The sequence below is a fragment of the Mesorhizobium sp. 1B3 genome, from assembly GCF_050958605.1.
GTDB lineage: Bacteria > Pseudomonadota > Alphaproteobacteria > Rhizobiales > Rhizobiaceae.
On sequence record NZ_JBJHDO010000001.1, the window covers coordinates 75,252 to 90,523 of the forward strand.

Sequence of the window (15,272 nt, forward strand, 5' to 3'; positions counted from 1 at the left end):
GCTGTTCTCCCTGCTTTTATCGCCCGGTCATCAAAATCACTTCCAACATAAAACATCATCACTATGATGTTTTATGTTGGAAGGAAAAAATGCCAATGCCTGCAAAGCAGTTGCGCACACGGCGCCGCACGCAGCAAGAACGGCGCGAGGAAACGAGGAAAGCTCTGCTCGAAGCGACGATGTCTGCGCTGATTGAGCGTGGTTACGCGGGTGCCACAACGAACGAGATTACTCGCAGGGCAGGTCTGACGTCCGGCGCGCTACAGCATCATTTTGCCTCTAGGGAAGAACTCGTCCTTGCCCTCGTGGACTACCAGTTCGAAGAAGTCCGACTCCAACTCGAGACGTTCGCGAATGATGAAAGCTCCACCACCGACTGGAGGACCTTTATCGAGTTGCTGCGCAAAATCTATGCAGGCCGCCGCTATATGGCGATATGGGAAATTGTGATGGGGACACGCGCGGACGCGCACCTCCATACATTGGTCATGCAGCACAGGATCCAATCGCAGGCGATTCTGGAACGGCTTTGGGGCAATGTCTTCGGTGGTCGCATTCCCGATCGAAGGAAGCGCGCTGACCTCATGCATTTCACGCTCGCCACCCTGCGCGGCTATGTATTCTACAACGTTATAGCGCCTGACGAACGGTTCCTGGAGCGGCAAAAGGAAATGCTCTTTTCCTTTCTGGAAGCGGAAATGCGGCATTCGGAAGGGACGGATCCGGTGACGCAGACTGCGGTCCCTCCTCATCCATAGGCGCATCCACAATGTTTCACAGGAGAGAACCGGGAATGCGTTCAAACAAATCCATTTCGCTCGTCGCCGCCGCCTGTCTCGCTGTGGTGATCGGTAGCGCCGCGGGCTTCAATACTGCTCGATCTGAGGCATTGACCACATCCAAACCGCCATTGGCAACCGGGATAACCAATAGCGGTGCGGCGGAAGCGCAAGTTACGGAGGCTACCCGCAAGGGAGATATCCTCACGATCAAGATTCGATTTGCACCGCTCGTGCCGGACAAGATGGAATCGATCTATGCCCAGATCACCGAGAAGGATTACGAGAACAGCTTCTACGTCCTTGCAGGTGACAAAAAATACCTTCTGCTGAGAGACAGTCAGGACACGCCACTGGCAAGCCCGCAGCTTTCCATTCGCAACACCAAGGATTCGCCGGTGTCGGGCACCTGGTATGGAAGATTTCCCGCACCGCCCAAGGACATCACGGAAGTCTCCTTGACCATCCACGGTGTCGAGACAATCGATTCCATTCCAATTGCCGACAGATAGCCATGGGCAAGTTTGCGAGAATGGCGGCTCTTGCGCTCTTGTTTTCGACAAGCCATGCGAGCGCCGAAGCGTCGGATTACAAACGCGAGGTCAGGGACCTCAAAGCGACAATCCTGAACTTGAAAGGCCTTCCGCAAGATCTGGATTCCACAGCTTCGGCGCTGTTTGCTCGGATTGAGGATCTTGCCGCCAACCAGAGTGATCTGACGGTGCGGCAGGAAGATAATGCCATCAGGGTATCGATGACGGGTGATGTGCTGTTCGCTTTCGACAAGGCAGACATTCGAACAACCGCGGAACCGACACTAAAGGAGATCGCACGCCTCATCGCATCGGTCCCCGTTGGCAAAACAGTCATCGAGGGCCACACCGATTCCAAGGGTTCGGATACCTATAACCGGACCCTTTCCCTGCGCCGGGCGAAGGCTGTCGCCACATGGCTCGTTGGTCACGGCGCCGACAGGGCAAAACTGTCGGTCGTCGGTTTGGGCAGCAGTCGTCCGGTTGCGCCGAACGAAGGTGAAAACGGATTGGACAACCCGGAGGGACGTGCATTGAACCGGCGTGTCGAGTTCGTACTGCCCAAGACCCAATGAAATTTGCTGTAACAGCCATCAGACACAGCCAGACAGGCAAAGTGTTAAGGAGCCGTCATGTCGCAAGACAATGCAGTCAAAGGTCCGAAGTCATACTTTCCTTCCATTGAGAAAAAGTATGGCAAGCCGATAAGCCATTGGCTGGAAACCCTCGAAGCATTGAATGGGAAGAAGCATATGGAAATGGTCCAACTCCTCAAGAAGGAGCATGGTCTGGGCCATGGGCATGCCAACGCTCTGGTTGCTTATCATCGGGCACAGAGCGCAACCTAGCTGCGAAGCCACGTACACGGCCTCTTGCTTATCCGCGAGGATATCGAGGCGATCGTTCTTGGCCGATCCTTTCGCGGCACCAGCATAGAGGAAGCCGCCGGCTCGCTCGATCTCACAACGGGATGAGAGGGGCGACCTCTCGGTCGGATGCACGGTCGCTTGCTGCAAGGCCTGCGGCCACGCCGCCGCGATCGGCCGCGTTCCGGTTCTGGCTCATCTTGCGCTTTCCCTCGAGCCTCGTCACCCGCATGCGCAGCCCGACGATCCCGCGCAGTTGCGCCTGAACGAAATCCGGCGGCGCGTCAGACACTGCCCAAGGCGAGACGCGCTCGCCCTCGTGGAGGTTGGTCAGGCAACTCACGGCTTCCAGCAGCCTGTCCGGATCCTCGAAGAACTCGACCGGACCGTAGGCGTGGACGGCAACGTAATTCCAGGTCGGCACGACCTTCCCCGTTTCTTGCTTGGTCGCATACCACGTCGGCGTCACGTAAGCGTCCGGTCCCATGAAGATCGCCAGGCCATCGCCCAGCGGCGGAACAGTCCACTGAGGATTCGCCCTGGCGAGATGACCATAGATCACGCCGTACTCGCCCTCGCTGTCGTCCAAGTAGAGAGGCAGTGGTGTCGCGAACGGCCCGTCAGCTGTGGCGGTGACGAAGCTCGCCAGCCGCGCCGCGCGGATCGTCGCCCTGAGGCTCTCCTTGTCGTCGTCTCGAAATGCGGGGGGCGTGTACACAGCGAAGCTCCTTGCGTTTCAGGGAAAGATGCCGAAGATCTGGCTCGCTTGGAATCCAGTTTTGAAGGTTTGATGTGGTCCAGTCGCTGAAGCGCGCCGGTCCCCCGACGCTCTATGGCCCGGACTTTCAGGCGGGACACTTGTGATGCGCTCAGGCGAGCACGTAAGACGCAGTGCCCTTTCCGCGCAATTCAGCCTGTCCGGGTGATCTTCGGGTGTCCGCGGCGCCTCCTGGAATTATATTCAACCACAGAACCTGATTTGCAGCCATCAGCCCGGAGGAAGCCATGGCCGTCTATCTGCTCCAGCTTGCCGCTTGGGTAGCCTTTATGGCCGTTCTGATCCTGTGGCCGGCAGGCACGCTGGCCTACCCCGGCGCCTGGGTTCTGATAGCGTTGTTCGGGCTCGGTGGCCTCGTCATGATCCTCTGGCTGGGGAAACACAGTCCGGCTCTGCTTCGCGAGCGCATGTCCTCGCCCATGCAGCGTGAACAGAAGCCGTGGGACCGCGTCTGGCTGGGGTTGTTCGTGATCGCATTCCTCGCGTGGCTGGTGGTCATGAGTTGGGACGCGGCGCGAACCGGCTTCATCGCTATGCCGGTCTGGCTTCAGGCGGTGGGCGGGTCGGGCATCGTGCTCTATATGCTCGGCGCCATGTGGACGTTCCGCGAGAACGCTTTTGCTGCCCCTGTCGTGAAGATCCAGGCCGGCCAGCGGGTGATCGACAGCGGCCCCTACGCGATCGTGCGACACCCTATGTATGCCAGCGCGCTGCTGCTGCTTGCCGGCATTCCGCTGTTGCTCGGCTCCTGGATCGGGTTGGTGCTCTCCGTCGTGTTGATGCTCGGCATCGCATGGCGTGCGGTGCATGAGGAACGCACCCTGACTGAAGAACTCCAGGGCTATCGGGACTATGCCGCCCGCGTGCGCTACCGCCTCGTTCCCTATGTCTGGTAGCGCCGCGCGCGCCGATCGGGGTTGAGCGCGAGCCCGACCACCATTTCCACGAGATGCGCCCGGAGCGCTTCCTGTCCATCGGCGGTGAAGAGCGCGTCGCCGAAGATGCGCGAGAAAGTGGCGCGATTGGAGACGTTGAAGAAACTCAGCGCGCTGATGTGCCAATGCAGCTCCAGCGGCGTCACGTCGTCGCGGAAGAGACCTGACTCCCGCCCGCGCCGGCAGATCGCTTCGAGCTTCTGGATCGCGCCCGCGTTGAGGAGGCGGATCAGTTCGGATTGCTCGAGATAGGCGCCGTCGTGGATGTTCTCGATCATCACGATCCGGATGAAATCGGGATGACGGCTGTGGTGCTCGAAGGTGAATTCGGCAAGCAGCTTGAGCGCCTCGACGGGAGGGAGATGGTCGAGCTCCAGTTCCTGCTCCCCGGCCCGGACCTGCCGGTAAGCCTCTTCCAGTACCCTGGTGTAGAGGCCCTGCTTGTCGCCGAAATAGTAATAGATCATCCGTTTCGACGTATTGGTCTTTGCCGCGATCTCATCGATACGCGCGCCTGACAGCCCGTTGGCAGCGAATTCTTGCATTGCGACGGCAAGGATGTTCTTGCGCACACCTGCCGGGTCCTGCTTCCAGCCGCTACGGCTGCCCGCCGGCTTGTCGTCCATTATCCCTCTACTCCTCCCATGGCCGTCGCACGGCGTCATAGCAAATTAACCGGCTCGTACAAAGTGATTGACGAAATTAACCGATTGGTACAAAGTTCTCTTGATGTCAGGGAGGAGCCCTGCCGGAAGCGGGGTCGACATCGGGAGGCTTGCTGGTGTCATCGCCCATCGCCACGATGGCGGAAGATTGTGATGTGCGATCCGGCCCCTATCAGATTCTGGTAGGGCTCGTCGGGCGCGGCATTCAGTTGTCCCGGACGCCGGCCATGCACGAAGCTGAAGGCCGCGCCCGGGGCCTCTCCTACATTTATCGTCTGCTCGACACGGATCGCATGGGGGCTGCCCCGCCGCGACTTGCCGAAATCCTCGCCTTCGCGGAGCATCTCGGCTTCGATGGGCTGAACGTCACCTTTCCCTACAAGCAGGAGATCATTCCTCTCCTGGACGGCTTGTCGGAAGCGGCCGAAGCGCTCGGCTCGGTCAACACGGTCGTGCTGCGCGAAGGCCGGCGTATCGGCCACAATACCGACATGTGGGGCTTCCGCGAAAGTTTCCGGCGAGACATGGCAGGCGCGCCCCGTGAAAACGTGCTGCTTCTTGGGGCGGGCGGGGCGGGGGCCGCGGTCGCGCATGCATTGCTCGACAGCGGCACAGGGTATCTGGCTCTTCATGATGTCGACCTCACGAAAGCAGCCGCCCTTGCCCAACGTCTCGCCTCGCGCTTCGGCGCCGATCGGGTGACGATCGCAACGGACATGGGTGAAGCAGCGGCGAGAGTCGACGGCATCGTCAACGCGACACCGGTCGGCATGGCCAAGCTGCCCGGCATCCCGCTCGATCCGGAGTTGCTGCGGGCGGAAAGCTGGGTTGCCGACATCGTCTATTTTCCACTCGAAACCGAGCTTCTCCGGGAGGCGCGGCGGCGCGGCAGTCGTACTCTCGGCGGCGAGGGCATGGCCGTCTATCAGGCTGCTCGCGCGTTCGAACTGTTCACCGGTATTTCGCCAGATGTGGACCGCATGAAGCGGGCCTTCGCCAGTTTCGATGACATGGGCGCTGTTGAACGTAGCAACAGATAACAGGGAGGAAGTGACATGAACCTTAGGACAACCCGCCGGCAGTTTTTGGTCGGCACGGCTATGGTGGCCGTCGCCGCGGCAGTTCCAGCCTTCGCTCAGGACAAGCCGAAGCTGCGCTTCTCGGCCGTGTTTTCGGAGCAGGACATCCGCGCCGAGATGATGAAGAAGTTCGCCGATGCCATAAAGGACGACTTCGTCTTCGAGGGATACTATGGCGGCAACCTCTTCAAGCAGGGCACCGAACTCGTCGCGCTCCAGCGCGGCAATCTGGAGATGGGCAACATCGCCCCGCAGGATATCTCCAAGCAGATCCCCGCATGGTCCATCGTGACATCTGCCTATCTCTTCCGCGACGCGGCACATCTGAAGGCGTTCTTCGCGAGCGACATGGGAGCTGAACTGAAGAAGATGGCCGAGGACCAGCTCGGCGTACGCATTCTCGGCCCGACCTATTTCGGCGCGCGCCAGGTCGGCCTGAAGCCGGACAAGGAGATCAAGACGCCGGCTGACATGGCGGGCATCAAGCTGCGCATGCCGGGCGGCGATGCCTGGCAGTTCCTGGGTACTGCCCTGGGGGCCAATCCCACGCCCATGGCATATGCAGAGGTCTATACCGGCCTGCAGACCGGCGCGATCGACGGCCAGGACAATCCGCTACCCAATGTCGAGAACATGAAGTTCTACGAGGTGATGTCGCAGATCGTCCTGACCTCGCATCTCGTCGGCTTCGACCTGCTCGTCGTTTCGAAGAAGGTGTGGGACGAAATAGGGGAGGAGAAGCAGAAGAAGTTCCAGGCAGCGGCGGATACGGCGATCGACTTCAGCACCGAGAAGCATCTCGCGCGCGAAAAGGAGCTCGTGGAACTTTTCAAGAGCAAGGGGCTGAAGCTCTACGAACCCGACATTGCCGCGTTCCGCAAATTCGCGCAGGAAAAATACCTGGCTTCCGACCTGGCCAAGGACTGGCCGGCCGGCTGGGTCGACAAGATCAACGCGCTGTAGTGGACCAAGCCCCCGGCGGGTTTCAGCTCGCCGGGTTTTCTATTTTGGACAGAGAATGGAAGCGGACGCCGTGCCCTCGACTCTTCGCCGAACTGGCGGCTGGCTTTATCGCCGCGCGGAAAATGTCCTCGCCGCAATGCTCGCAGTGATGTTCGCTGCCTTCATCCTGCAGATCGTGTTCCGATATCTACTGAATTTCCCGATCGGTTGGACCAATGAGTTGAGCGTCGTCCTGTGGATCTGGCTTGTGCTCTGGGGCGCTGCCTTCGTCCTCCGCGAAGAGGAGGAGATCAGGTTCGACCTGATCTACGCATCGGTCGGGCCGCGCGCGCGGCGGGTTATGTTCCTGACCGCGGCTTCTGCCCTGATCATCCTTTACGCCATCTCCTTCCCGGCGACTTTCGACTACGTCACCTTCATGAAGGTCGAGAGCACAGCCTATCTGAAGATCCGTTTCGACTGGCTGTTCTCGATCTATCTCGTCTTCGTTGTCGCTGTCATCATTCGTTATCTCTGGCTGGGCTGGTCGGCAATGTTCGGCCGTGCGCCTCAGGAATTCGATCCGACGAAGGCGGGTTCGGGCGTATGAATCTCGCAAGCCCCTTTTCGATCTCGATCGTCGGGATCACGGCGCTCGCTTTCCTCGGCCTGCCGATCGGGCACGCCATGATCGCGGGGTCGATCCTCTACCTGCTGCTGGCGGGCCTCGACATGGGAACCGCCGCCGAGCAGTTCCTGAACGGTATGTACACCAACTACATCATCCTTGCCGTTCCGCTGTTCATCCTTGCCGCGGAGCTGATGAATATCGGCTCGATGACCGACCGCCTCATGGCCTTCTGCAATGCTTTCGTCGGCCGATTCAGAGGCGGCCTGGCGCATGTCAACATACTGCAGTCGATCATCTTTGCCGGCATGTCCGGTTCGGCCATCGCCGATGCGGCCGGAACCGGCAAGATGATGCAGCAGATGATGACCAAGGACGGCAAGTACCCGCCGAGCTATGCCGCGGCGCTCACAGCCGTTACCGCCGTCATCGGCCCGATTATACCACCCTCCATCCCGATGGTGCTCTACGCGCTCGTATCGGACGCCTCGATCGGATACCTCTTCCTCGGGGGCGTCATTCCAGGGCTGCTCATGGCGCTGTCCCAGATGGTCATCGTCGCCATCGACGCGCGCCGCAGGAACTTCCCTGTCGAGCCGCCGACGCCGCTCAGAAAGCTGCCACGCGTTACCTTGCAAGCGTTTCCATCCCTGATGATGCCGGTCGTGCTTCTAGGCGGCATCTACAGCGGCGTCACGACGCCGACCGAAGCGGCCGCGGTGGCCGCGGCTTACGCCCTTTTCATCTCGGTCGTGCTCTATCGCAGCGTCGGCTTCTCGGACTTCTATCGCTCGGTGCTGGCCAGCGCGCGCACCACGGCCTCGATCGGCATGCTGATCGCCGGCGCGCTCGTCTTCAACTATGTCGTGACGGTGGAGAACATACCGCACTCCCTCAGCGTTCTCTTCACGAGCTGGGATCTCTCACCGACAGGTTTCCTCATCCTCGTCAACGTGCTGCTGCTTGTCCTGGGCTGCGTGCTCGAGGGAACGACGATCCTTCTCGTGGTCGTTCCGGTATTGATCCCGACCGCCCAGTCGCTGGGAATAGATATGGTCCATTTCGGTGTGATGGTCGTGGTGAACATCATGCTCGGCCTGGTCACGCCGCCTTATGGGCTGCTGCTCTTTATCATGACGCGCATCGCCGAAGTGCCGCTCAGAGATCTCGTTCGCGACGTCCTGCCCTTTCTTTGGGCGATGATCGGGTCGCTTGCGCTGATCACTTTCTTTCCCGCTCTCGTGCTCTGGCTGCCGCGTCTTCTGGGCTATCAGGGATGACTAGGAGACAAGTCGATGAAACCGATCTTCGTAATCAATGGTCCCAATCTCAATAGGCTGGGCACGCGCGAGCCCACGATCTACGGCAAGACGACGCTCACCGAGATCGAGGCTATGTGCCTGGAAGCAGCCGGCGAGCGGCCGCTGAGATTCCATCAGTCGAATTTCGAGGGCGAGATCGTGCACTGGGTCCACGACGCGATCGACGAGGGCGCCGGCATCGTCATCAATCCGGCCGGGTTTTCCTTCACCTCGATCGCCATCCTCGACGCGCTGAAGATGTTTCCGGGGCCGATCGTCGAACTGCACATCTCCAACATCCATCGGCGCGAGGAGATCTATCACAAGTCGTTGGTTTCCAAGGTGGCGACGGCAGTGATCGCCGGTCTCGGCCCGCGCGGGTATGGTGTCGCGGTGCGGGCGCTAAGGGATATGATTGACGAGCAAATGGAGCCAGCTTGAGTTCTGGCCAGATCAATCTGGCTACTCCAGCCAGTTTTCGATCCGAAGACGATCGATGCGGCGAAACTCTCCGTAGTTTGCGGTGACGATCGTTGCATTCAGGGCGCGGGCGTGAGCGGCTATCAACAGGTCGTTCATGCCTATCGTCTGTCCTGCCGTTTCAAGCGTGGCGCAGATGTCGCCATAATGGCTATCTGCCGCCTGCTCGAACGGTATAACGGGGGGGTCGCCAGCAGATCGTAGCCGTATCTGGATCTCACCGTCAGGAAGCCGAGGCTTTAGGGGGCATCCCGGCACAGGCTACATCTCGATCTTGCGCGAAACTTCGATCGCGTCCAGAAAAGTCTCATCGTGGCTGACGACAAGCAGCGCGCCGTCATAAGCGCGCAGGCCCGCTTCCACCGTCTCGATGGAATCGATATCGAGATGGTTGGTCGGCTCGTCGAGGATCAGAAGCGGCGGAGGCTTCTTGCCCCCTAGGACGCATGCGAGGCCCGCCCGCAACATCTGTCCGCCGCTCAGGCTGGAGACGGTCTGCAGGGCGGCGTCGGCCCGGAACATGAAACGGGCGAGCGTCGCGCGGCAGGCGTTTTCGCTCTGCCCGGGATTGATGCGCAGGAAATTGTCCCGGATCGAAAGCCGGGGATCGAGCAGCGACACCTGCTGATCGAGCATCGCGAAGTCCGTCGTGATCTTGACGCTGCCCGACCAAGGGCTAATCCGGCCCGCGATGAGTTCGAGAAGGGTCGTCTTGCCCGACCCGTTCGGCCCTGTCACGGCCAGGCGCTCCGGACCGGTTATGATCAGGGACAGGTCGCGGATGATCGGCCGGTCGGGCTGGTAGCCGGCACGGATTGCGTGGAGCCTCAGGACAGTCTTGCCGGGTGGCAGGCCAGTCGACGGAAGGACAATTGAGAAGGGCTGAAGGACTTCGATGCGCTCGCGAGCCGAAGCCAGGTCGTCGAGAGCCTTTTCGCGGCGGTCTTCCGCCAATCGCGCATTCCCGCCGGCCGTATTTTCGCTCCTGTTCTTCAGGCCGTTCAGGAGAATGCGCGGCATGTCTCCCTTGGCTCGTTTGCGCCGGCCGGCGGCATCCCGGCGCGCCTTGCGCTCGGCAGTGGTCTGTGCGCGGCGCTCGATTTCCTCGACCCGCTGCTCCGCATGGACAAGATCATCCCGCGCCGCCGCCAGTTCGGTCGTCTTTCGTTCGCGATAACGACTCCAGTTGCCGCCGTAGCGGGTCGCCCCGAGCGAAGTCAGCTCGACGATGGCGTCCATCGTGTCGAGCAGTTCGCGATCGTGGCTGACGACCACGGCCCCGTTGCGCCAGTTCCGGAGCAGTTCGATCACCGCGTTGCGCCCGTCTCGATCGAGATTGTTGGTGGGTTCGTCCAGGAGAATGAAATCCGGCCGTTTCAGAACGAGGGCGGCAAGCGCCGCGCGCGTCCGTTGCCCGCCAGAGAGCGCGTCCAACGGCGTTTCCGGCGACACGTCCAGGTCGACAGCGGCAAGGGCCGCCGCAATGCGCGTTTCGAGGGTCCAATCGGCGGCAGCGAGCTCGTCAATGCCTGCCTCTCCGGCTTCCGCCCGTCGCAATACGGACAGCGCTTCCCTCGTGCCGAGGAGATGGGAGACTGTCTGTCCGGGCGCGACCCGCACAGACTGGCGCAGAACGCCCAGAGTCCCGCTGACCGTCACCTTGCCTGCCCGAGGCAGCAGGTCACCCGAGATTAGTTTGAGCAGCGTGGTCTTGCCAACGCCGTTTCGCCCCACCAGTCCGGTGCGGACGCCGTCGAAGCTCAGATCGAGGTTGGGGAAGAGAGCCCGGCCGTCAGGCGTGGCCCAGGCAATGTCCGAGAGAGTGATGGTGGCAGGCATGTGAACGGATTTCCTTCCAGGCAAGGCGAATTGGCGTTGCTGAAAGGTGGAAATCCATTGCTGCCGGTCCCATCGAAGTTGCAGGTCGCCACCACATAGGCCGGAAGGGGCGGCGGTTCAAGAGACTCCGAGCGCCGCGGAGACCGATCGTTGATCGATCATCGTCCCGCCGCGTAGGCCTGCATCAGCCGCGGTGTTGCCGCTGCATGGAGCAGCCCGTCCGCGTCGCGGCTTGCGGCGACAAGCCGCCCGATCGTCCACCGCGGCGCCACCTCCAGCCGGTGCCCACGAGCCTGTAGATCGGAGATGACGTCGTCCCCGAAGCTCTCCTCGACGGCCAGGTGGCCGGGCTTCTGCTGCCGTGGATAGAAGGAGTTCGGGAAATGAGCGGTGTGCGACATCGGCGTATCGATCGCCTGCTGAAGGTTGAGACCGTGATGGACATGACGCAGAAAAAGCTGCAACTGCCATTGCTCCTGCTGGTCCCCGCCCGGCGAGCCGAACACCATGTAAGGCCGCCCGTCCTTATGCACGAGGGTGGGCGTGAGCGTGGTGCGCGGAAGCTTTCCGGGCGCGAGACTCGCCGGCAGATCCGGCTCCAGCCAGTACATCTGGGCGCGGCTGTTCAACATGAAACCGAGTTCCGGAATGACCGGAGAGGATTGCAGCCATCCTCCCGACGGCATCGCCGCGACCATGTTGCCATGCCGGTCGATCGCATCGACATGGACGGTATCGCCCCGCCGTGCCGAGCGCATGTCGGCGAGCGTCGGCTCGGTGGAGGCGGCATCCGGATCGGCGGTCTTGGAGAGGCGGGAGAGCGCCTGCATCATGCGGCGGAGCTGATCCTCGTAGCCTGGAATGGCTCCCGGGCGCAGCTCCAGCGAGGCCTTGTCGCCGATGAGCTGCCGGCGTTCGTCGTTGTAAGTGTCGGACAGTAGGGCGTCGATCGGCACGTCGACGAAGGCCGGATCCCCGTAATAGATTTCCCGATCCGCGAAGGCGAGCTTCATCGCCTCGGTAAGCGTATGGACGAATTCGGCGCTCGCCGGCCCCATGGCGCCGATGTCGATCCCCTTCAGAAGCGCCAGCGTCTGCAGGAAGACCGGGCCTTGCCCCCAGGGGCGGATCTTGTGGACCCGATAACCGTGATAATCGTAGGTCTGGGGAGTATCGTAAGAAGCCGACCAGCCGGCCATGTCTTGGCCGGTAATGACGCCACGGTGACGTCGTCCGGATTCGTCCATCACTTCGGTTCCCCGAACGAACCGGTCGATCGCCTCGGCGACGAAGCCCCGGTAGAAACAGTCGCGCGCCTTGTCGATTCTTGCTTCTCGGCTTCCGCCGGATTCGGCTTCACGGATGATGCGCTTCCAGGTCGCGGCAAGCTGTGGGTTGCGGAAAAGCTTGTCGGCCGACGGCGCCACCCCGCCGGGGAGGAAGAGAGCGGCGGAGGTCGGCCATTCCTTGGCGAAGAAGCCGGCAAGACCCGTGATGGTGTCGGCAACACGCGGGAGAAGCGGATGACCGTTTTCCGCATAGTCGATCGCCGGTGCCAGGACTTCGGAAAGCTCCATCGTGCCATGGTCGCGCAGGAGCAACATCCAGGCGTCGAACGCTCCGGGAATGACCGTCGCAAGAAGCCCGTTGCCTGGGATCATCTCGAGCCCCTCGGCGCGATAGTGCGCGATGGTCGCGCCGGCTGGTGCCGTTCCCTGTCCGCACAAGACTTCGGTCTTACCCGTGTCGGCGGAATGGAAAACGATCGGCACTTCGCCGCCGGGGCCGACGAGATGGGGCTCGACGACCTGAAGGACGAAGCCGGAAGCCACGGCAGCGTCGAATGCGTTGCCGCCGAGCTCGAGCATGCGCATACCGGCCGCTGTGGCCAGCCAGTGGGTAGAGGTCACCACTCCAAATGTGCCGAGGATCTCGGGGCGTGTCGTAAACAAGGTCATGTCCTTTCGGCAGGAAAGTCTCGTTCCCCTGCGATCGAGCTCAGTCGAGGAGGTCGATCAGGAAGCGCACGCAGACGAAAAGCAGGAAGATGCCGAAAGCGATCTCGAGCTGACGCTTCGACAGCGTGTGGGCGAGCTTTGCGCCGAGTGGCGCGGCGAGCGTGCTGGTCGGAATGAAGGCGACGAGGCCGAGAAGCGAAACGTAGCCGAGTGCCAGCGGTGGCTGAAGGGCCGAAACGTCCGGAAACTCGGCGGCGCGTGGCCAGCCGGCATAGATGTAGCCCAATGCCCCAGGGATGGAGATCAGAATGCCCAGCCCCGACGACGTCGCGACCGCCTGGTGTATCGGGCGACCGTAGAAAGTCATGAACAGGCTGGAGAGCTGGCCGCCGCCGATGCCCATCAATGCCGAGAGGATCCCGATGATCCAGCCGTAGAAGATCATAAGGGCGCGGCCGGGCATGGTGGTGCCGAAGTTCCAGCTGTCCTTGCCGAGCAGGAGCCGCAATGCCGAAACGCCTGCGACAGCCACGAAAACGGCCTTGAACAGTTCCGCCGGCGCATAACGCGCAATCAGGCTGCCGGCAGCGACGCCGATCACCACCGGCACGGCCCATACCTTCAGGATCGACATGTCGACCGCGCCTTTGGCACGGTGAGCCCGAAACGAGCGGATCGAGGTTGGAATGATGACTGCCAGCGACGTGCCGACGCAAAGCGGCATCCTCACTTCTTCGGGCACGTCCAGGTAGGTGAAGAGCTCATAAAGCACTGGCACGGCAAGCGCTCCGCCGCCGACACCGAAGACGCCTGCTAGGAGGCCCGTCAGCCCGCCGGCGACAAGCAGTGCCGATGTCAGCCAGGCGAGATCGAAAAGAGGAATGCCAAACATGTCGAGAGCCGTCCGATCGAAGAGTCCAGGTCTCAGTATTCGCGCAGCAGGCGCCCGAATCCGTCCATGCGGTCCTTGATACCCGCCAGACGAAGGCAATTCCACATGCTCGCCTGGTTGCTGCCGATCACCGGCTTGCCGAGTTCGCTCTCCAGACGCTCTATGATCTCCGTAGAACGAAGTGCGCCGCAGCTGATGAAGAGTGCCTCGGCTTCGGAACGATCGACTGATTTCGCGAACTCGGCAAGGTAGTGGGGCGAAACACGGTTCATGTCGGCATCCGTGAGCAGCTCCAGCCCCGCCACGTTCACGACGTCGAAACCAATGGCGGCGAAATGCCCGGCCTCCAGGGCGTTGATGTCGGCGGTATAGGCCGTTGCCATAGCGATGCGCTTGGCGCCGATGGCGCGCAGGGCCGCGCTGACCCCGGACAGCAGCGTGGTCGCCCTTGTGCCCGACCGTGCCGACTTCATTTTAGCGGCAATCTTGTCTTCCCCGATGACGAAGCTCCCGGCAGTGCAATTGTAACAGAGGACATCGAGGTCGGTGCGGCCGGGGAACAGCGTCCCGATCGCTTCGTCGAGATCGTCCTCCATGCCGGACAGGCTGGCGATCGTGCAATCCGGATGCATGCGCACCCGGGTGAAGCTCAGCCCCACGCCTTGCGGACGCATGGCGAACATGTCGCCTTCCGTCAGTCCGGCATTGGCGACGCAGATGAAGCCGATGCGGGCCCGTGGATAGGGCCCGTCGCCGAACCGTGCGTCGAAAGGCAGCGCCGTCATTCCGTCATGCCGACGGCATCGAAGCATTGCCGGATGCTGGTCGTGGCTTCCACGAAGGCGGGATCGCCCACCATCGAATAGTCGCGTGGACGCGGCAGGTCGACGTCGATCATTGTGGCCACGCGCCCGGGTCGTTTGCTCATCACGACGATTCGGTCGGAGAGGAACACGGCCTCCGAAATCGAATGGGTGATGAACATCACCGTCTTGCGGCTTTCCAGCCAAACCCGCTGAAGCTCGAGGTTCATCGTCTCGCGGGTCATGGCGTCGAGTGCGCCGAAGGGCTCGTCCATCAACAGGATCTGCGGATCGTGGATCAGCGCGCGGCAGAGGGCGACACGCTGCTGCATGCCGCCTGAGAGCTGGTGCGGCAGGGCCTTTTCGAAGCCGACGAGACCGGTCAGCTCGATCAGTTCCTTTAGCCGTCCCCTGTAGCCGTCGATCGCCTTGCCACGCATCTCGAGCTGGAGAGCGATGTTGTCGACGACGCTGCGCCAGGGCAGCAGCGTCGCCTTCTGGAAGACGATGCCGACATCGGGGTGCGGCCTCTCGACGATCTCTCCAGCAATCCTCACAGTACCCGTGGTAGGCGGAACCAGCCCGGCGACGGCGCGCATCAACGTGCTCTTGCCGCAACCGGAGGGACCGAGCACCGACAGGAACTGTCCGTCCGGAATGACGAGATCGACCGTGTCGAGGGCCTGGAACGATCCGAAGCGCTGGGTGACCCCTTCGATGTCGATGGCGTTCTTCGGACGGCCTTGCCGTCGGTCCTTGGATTTGGCGGAGGCGGTGTCGGCGCTCGACATGGC

General features: G+C 61.7%; 17 protein-coding genes and 1 pseudogene. 10 read left to right on the top strand and 8 right to left on the bottom strand.

Translation table 11 applies throughout. The features are described 5' to 3' along the window. Nucleotides 1–95 precede the first annotated feature (95 nt). The 4 genes from ACCO56_RS00375 to ACCO56_RS00390 are packed head-to-tail and all read left to right on the top strand — an operon-like array spanning nucleotide 96 to nucleotide 2,160. Complete coding sequence (locus ACCO56_RS00375; protein WP_433636552.1) at nucleotides 96–758, top strand: TetR/AcrR family transcriptional regulator; 663 nt, start codon at nucleotides 96–98, stop codon at nucleotides 756–758. 35 nt (nucleotides 759–793) lie between these two features. After that, entirely contained in the window at nucleotides 794–1,291 is a 498-nt protein-coding gene (locus ACCO56_RS00380; protein WP_433636554.1) for a hypothetical protein, read from the top strand. A 2-nt stretch (nucleotides 1,292–1,293) separates the two neighbouring features. After that, nucleotides 1,294–1,887 carry an OmpA family protein gene (locus ACCO56_RS00385; protein WP_433636555.1) on the top strand — a complete coding sequence of 198 codons (594 nt, stop codon included), beginning with the start codon at nucleotides 1,294–1,296 and terminating at the stop codon, nucleotides 1,885–1,887. Nucleotides 1,888–1,944: 57 nt separating this feature from the next. Continuing rightward, nucleotides 1,945–2,160: a DUF4287 domain-containing protein gene (locus ACCO56_RS00390; RefSeq protein ID WP_433636557.1), complete on the top strand. Its 216-nt coding sequence runs from the start codon at nucleotides 1,945–1,947 to the stop codon at nucleotides 2,158–2,160. Nucleotides 2,161–2,272: 112 nt separating this feature from the next. Here the strand turns inward: ACCO56_RS00390 and ACCO56_RS00395 are convergent, their stop codons facing one another. Beyond that, nucleotides 2,273–2,896: an FMN-binding negative transcriptional regulator gene (locus ACCO56_RS00395; protein WP_433636560.1), complete on the bottom strand. Its 624-nt coding sequence runs from the start codon at nucleotides 2,894–2,896 to the stop codon at nucleotides 2,273–2,275. 287 nt (nucleotides 2,897–3,183) lie between these two features. Between ACCO56_RS00395 and ACCO56_RS00400 the strand changes: the two genes are divergently transcribed. After that, on the top strand, nucleotides 3,184–3,852 hold the full coding sequence (locus ACCO56_RS00400) for a methyltransferase family protein (RefSeq protein WP_433636562.1): 669 nt from the start codon (nucleotides 3,184–3,186) through the stop codon (nucleotides 3,850–3,852). Here the strand turns inward: ACCO56_RS00400 and ACCO56_RS00405 are convergent. Beyond that, nucleotides 3,840–4,517 (bottom strand): TetR/AcrR family transcriptional regulator, encoded by a 678-nt coding sequence (locus ACCO56_RS00405; protein ID WP_433636564.1) that lies wholly within the window; start codon nucleotides 4,515–4,517, stop codon nucleotides 3,840–3,842. The genes ACCO56_RS00400 and ACCO56_RS00405 overlap by 13 nt on opposite strands. A gap of 176 nt (nucleotides 4,518–4,693) precedes the next feature. Here ACCO56_RS00405 and ACCO56_RS00410 point away from each other — a divergent pair, with 176 nt between their 5' ends. From ACCO56_RS00410 to ACCO56_RS00430, 5 genes are read left to right on the top strand one after another with little or no spacing between them, the layout of a single operon-like run. After that, nucleotides 4,694–5,596: a shikimate dehydrogenase gene (locus ACCO56_RS00410; RefSeq protein ID WP_433638267.1), complete on the top strand. Its 903-nt coding sequence runs from the start codon at nucleotides 4,694–4,696 to the stop codon at nucleotides 5,594–5,596. A gap of 15 nt (nucleotides 5,597–5,611) precedes the next feature. After that, nucleotides 5,612–6,598 carry a TRAP transporter substrate-binding protein DctP gene (gene dctP, locus ACCO56_RS00415; RefSeq protein WP_433636566.1) on the top strand — a complete coding sequence of 329 codons (987 nt, stop codon included), beginning with the start codon at nucleotides 5,612–5,614 and terminating at the stop codon, nucleotides 6,596–6,598. 55 nt (nucleotides 6,599–6,653) lie between these two features. Continuing rightward, nucleotides 6,654–7,187, top strand: a complete 534-nt coding sequence (locus ACCO56_RS00420; protein WP_433636568.1) for a TRAP transporter small permease — start codon at nucleotides 6,654–6,656, stop codon at nucleotides 7,185–7,187. Further along, the gene (locus ACCO56_RS00425; protein ID WP_433636569.1) at nucleotides 7,184–8,485 is read left to right on the top strand and encodes a TRAP transporter large permease; all 1,302 of its coding nucleotides are present in this window, start codon (nucleotides 7,184–7,186) and stop codon (nucleotides 8,483–8,485) included. Before ACCO56_RS00420 ends, ACCO56_RS00425 begins: the two co-directional genes overlap by 4 nt. A 15-nt stretch (nucleotides 8,486–8,500) precedes the next feature. Continuing rightward, complete coding sequence (locus ACCO56_RS00430) at nucleotides 8,501–8,947, top strand: type II 3-dehydroquinate dehydratase (protein ID WP_433636571.1); 447 nt, start codon at nucleotides 8,501–8,503, stop codon at nucleotides 8,945–8,947. Nucleotides 8,948–8,968: 21 nt separating this feature from the next. Here ACCO56_RS00430 and ACCO56_RS00435 read toward each other — a convergent pair. From ACCO56_RS00435 to ACCO56_RS00460, 6 genes and pseudogenes are all read right to left on the bottom strand, one after another. Further along, nucleotides 8,969–9,169: pseudogene (locus tag ACCO56_RS00435) on the bottom strand (PIN domain-containing protein); the annotation flags it as partial. A gap of 78 nt (nucleotides 9,170–9,247) precedes the next feature. Beyond that, a complete protein-coding gene (locus tag ACCO56_RS00440; RefSeq protein ID WP_433636573.1) occupies nucleotides 9,248–10,825 on the bottom strand; it encodes an ABC-F family ATP-binding cassette domain-containing protein in 1,578 nt (525 codons plus the stop codon). A gap of 158 nt (nucleotides 10,826–10,983) precedes the next feature. Next, nucleotides 10,984–12,783, bottom strand: coding sequence for a gamma-glutamyltransferase family protein (locus ACCO56_RS00445; protein ID WP_433636574.1), 1,800 nt, complete (start codon nucleotides 12,781–12,783; stop codon nucleotides 10,984–10,986). A gap of 40 nt (nucleotides 12,784–12,823) precedes the next feature. Further along, nucleotides 12,824–13,675 (bottom strand): sulfite exporter TauE/SafE family protein, encoded by an 852-nt coding sequence (locus ACCO56_RS00450; RefSeq protein ID WP_433636575.1) that lies wholly within the window; start codon nucleotides 13,673–13,675, stop codon nucleotides 12,824–12,826. A 32-nt stretch (nucleotides 13,676–13,707) separates the two neighbouring features. Further along, nucleotides 13,708–14,460 carry a maleate cis-trans isomerase family protein gene (locus ACCO56_RS00455; protein WP_433636576.1) on the bottom strand — a complete coding sequence of 251 codons (753 nt, stop codon included), beginning with the start codon at nucleotides 14,458–14,460 and terminating at the stop codon, nucleotides 13,708–13,710. Further along, nucleotides 14,457–15,269, bottom strand: coding sequence for an ABC transporter ATP-binding protein (locus ACCO56_RS00460; RefSeq protein ID WP_433636578.1), 813 nt, complete (start codon nucleotides 15,267–15,269; stop codon nucleotides 14,457–14,459). The genes ACCO56_RS00455 and ACCO56_RS00460 overlap by 4 nt, the downstream gene beginning before the upstream one ends. Nucleotides 15,270–15,272: the final 3 nt, after the last annotated feature.

Excerpts from the sequence above, each read along its gene's own strand:
- ACCO56_RS00375 (WP_433636552.1), top strand. The coding sequence starts at position 96 with ATGCCTGCAAAGCAGTTGCGCACACGGCGCCGCACGCAGCAAGAACGG.
- ACCO56_RS00380 (WP_433636554.1), top strand. The coding sequence starts at position 794 with ATGCGTTCAAACAAATCCATTTCGCTCGTCGCCGCCGCCTGTCTCGCT.
- ACCO56_RS00385 (WP_433636555.1), top strand. The coding sequence starts at position 1,294 with ATGGGCAAGTTTGCGAGAATGGCGGCTCTTGCGCTCTTGTTTTCGACA.
- ACCO56_RS00390 (WP_433636557.1), top strand. The coding sequence starts at position 1,945 with ATGTCGCAAGACAATGCAGTCAAAGGTCCGAAGTCATACTTTCCTTCC.
- ACCO56_RS00400 (WP_433636562.1), top strand. The coding sequence starts at position 3,184 with ATGGCCGTCTATCTGCTCCAGCTTGCCGCTTGGGTAGCCTTTATGGCC.
- ACCO56_RS00405 (WP_433636564.1), bottom strand. The coding sequence starts at position 4,517 with ATGGACGACAAGCCGGCGGGCAGCCGTAGCGGCTGGAAGCAGGACCCG.
- ACCO56_RS00410 (WP_433638267.1), top strand. The coding sequence starts at position 4,694 with ATGGCGGAAGATTGTGATGTGCGATCCGGCCCCTATCAGATTCTGGTA.
- dctP (WP_433636566.1), top strand. The coding sequence starts at position 5,612 with ATGAACCTTAGGACAACCCGCCGGCAGTTTTTGGTCGGCACGGCTATG.
- ACCO56_RS00420 (WP_433636568.1), top strand. The coding sequence starts at position 6,654 with ATGGAAGCGGACGCCGTGCCCTCGACTCTTCGCCGAACTGGCGGCTGG.
- ACCO56_RS00425 (WP_433636569.1), top strand. The coding sequence starts at position 7,184 with ATGAATCTCGCAAGCCCCTTTTCGATCTCGATCGTCGGGATCACGGCG.
- ACCO56_RS00430 (WP_433636571.1), top strand. The coding sequence starts at position 8,501 with ATGAAACCGATCTTCGTAATCAATGGTCCCAATCTCAATAGGCTGGGC.
- ACCO56_RS00440 (WP_433636573.1), bottom strand. The coding sequence starts at position 10,825 with ATGCCTGCCACCATCACTCTCTCGGACATTGCCTGGGCCACGCCTGAC.
- ACCO56_RS00445 (WP_433636574.1), bottom strand. The coding sequence starts at position 12,783 with ATGACCTTGTTTACGACACGCCCCGAGATCCTCGGCACATTTGGAGTG.
- ACCO56_RS00450 (WP_433636575.1), bottom strand. The coding sequence starts at position 13,675 with ATGTTTGGCATTCCTCTTTTCGATCTCGCCTGGCTGACATCGGCACTG.
- ACCO56_RS00455 (WP_433636576.1), bottom strand. The coding sequence starts at position 14,460 with ATGACGGCGCTGCCTTTCGACGCACGGTTCGGCGACGGGCCCTATCCA.
- ACCO56_RS00460 (WP_433636578.1), bottom strand. The coding sequence starts at position 15,269 with ATGTCGAGCGCCGACACCGCCTCCGCCAAATCCAAGGACCGACGGCAA.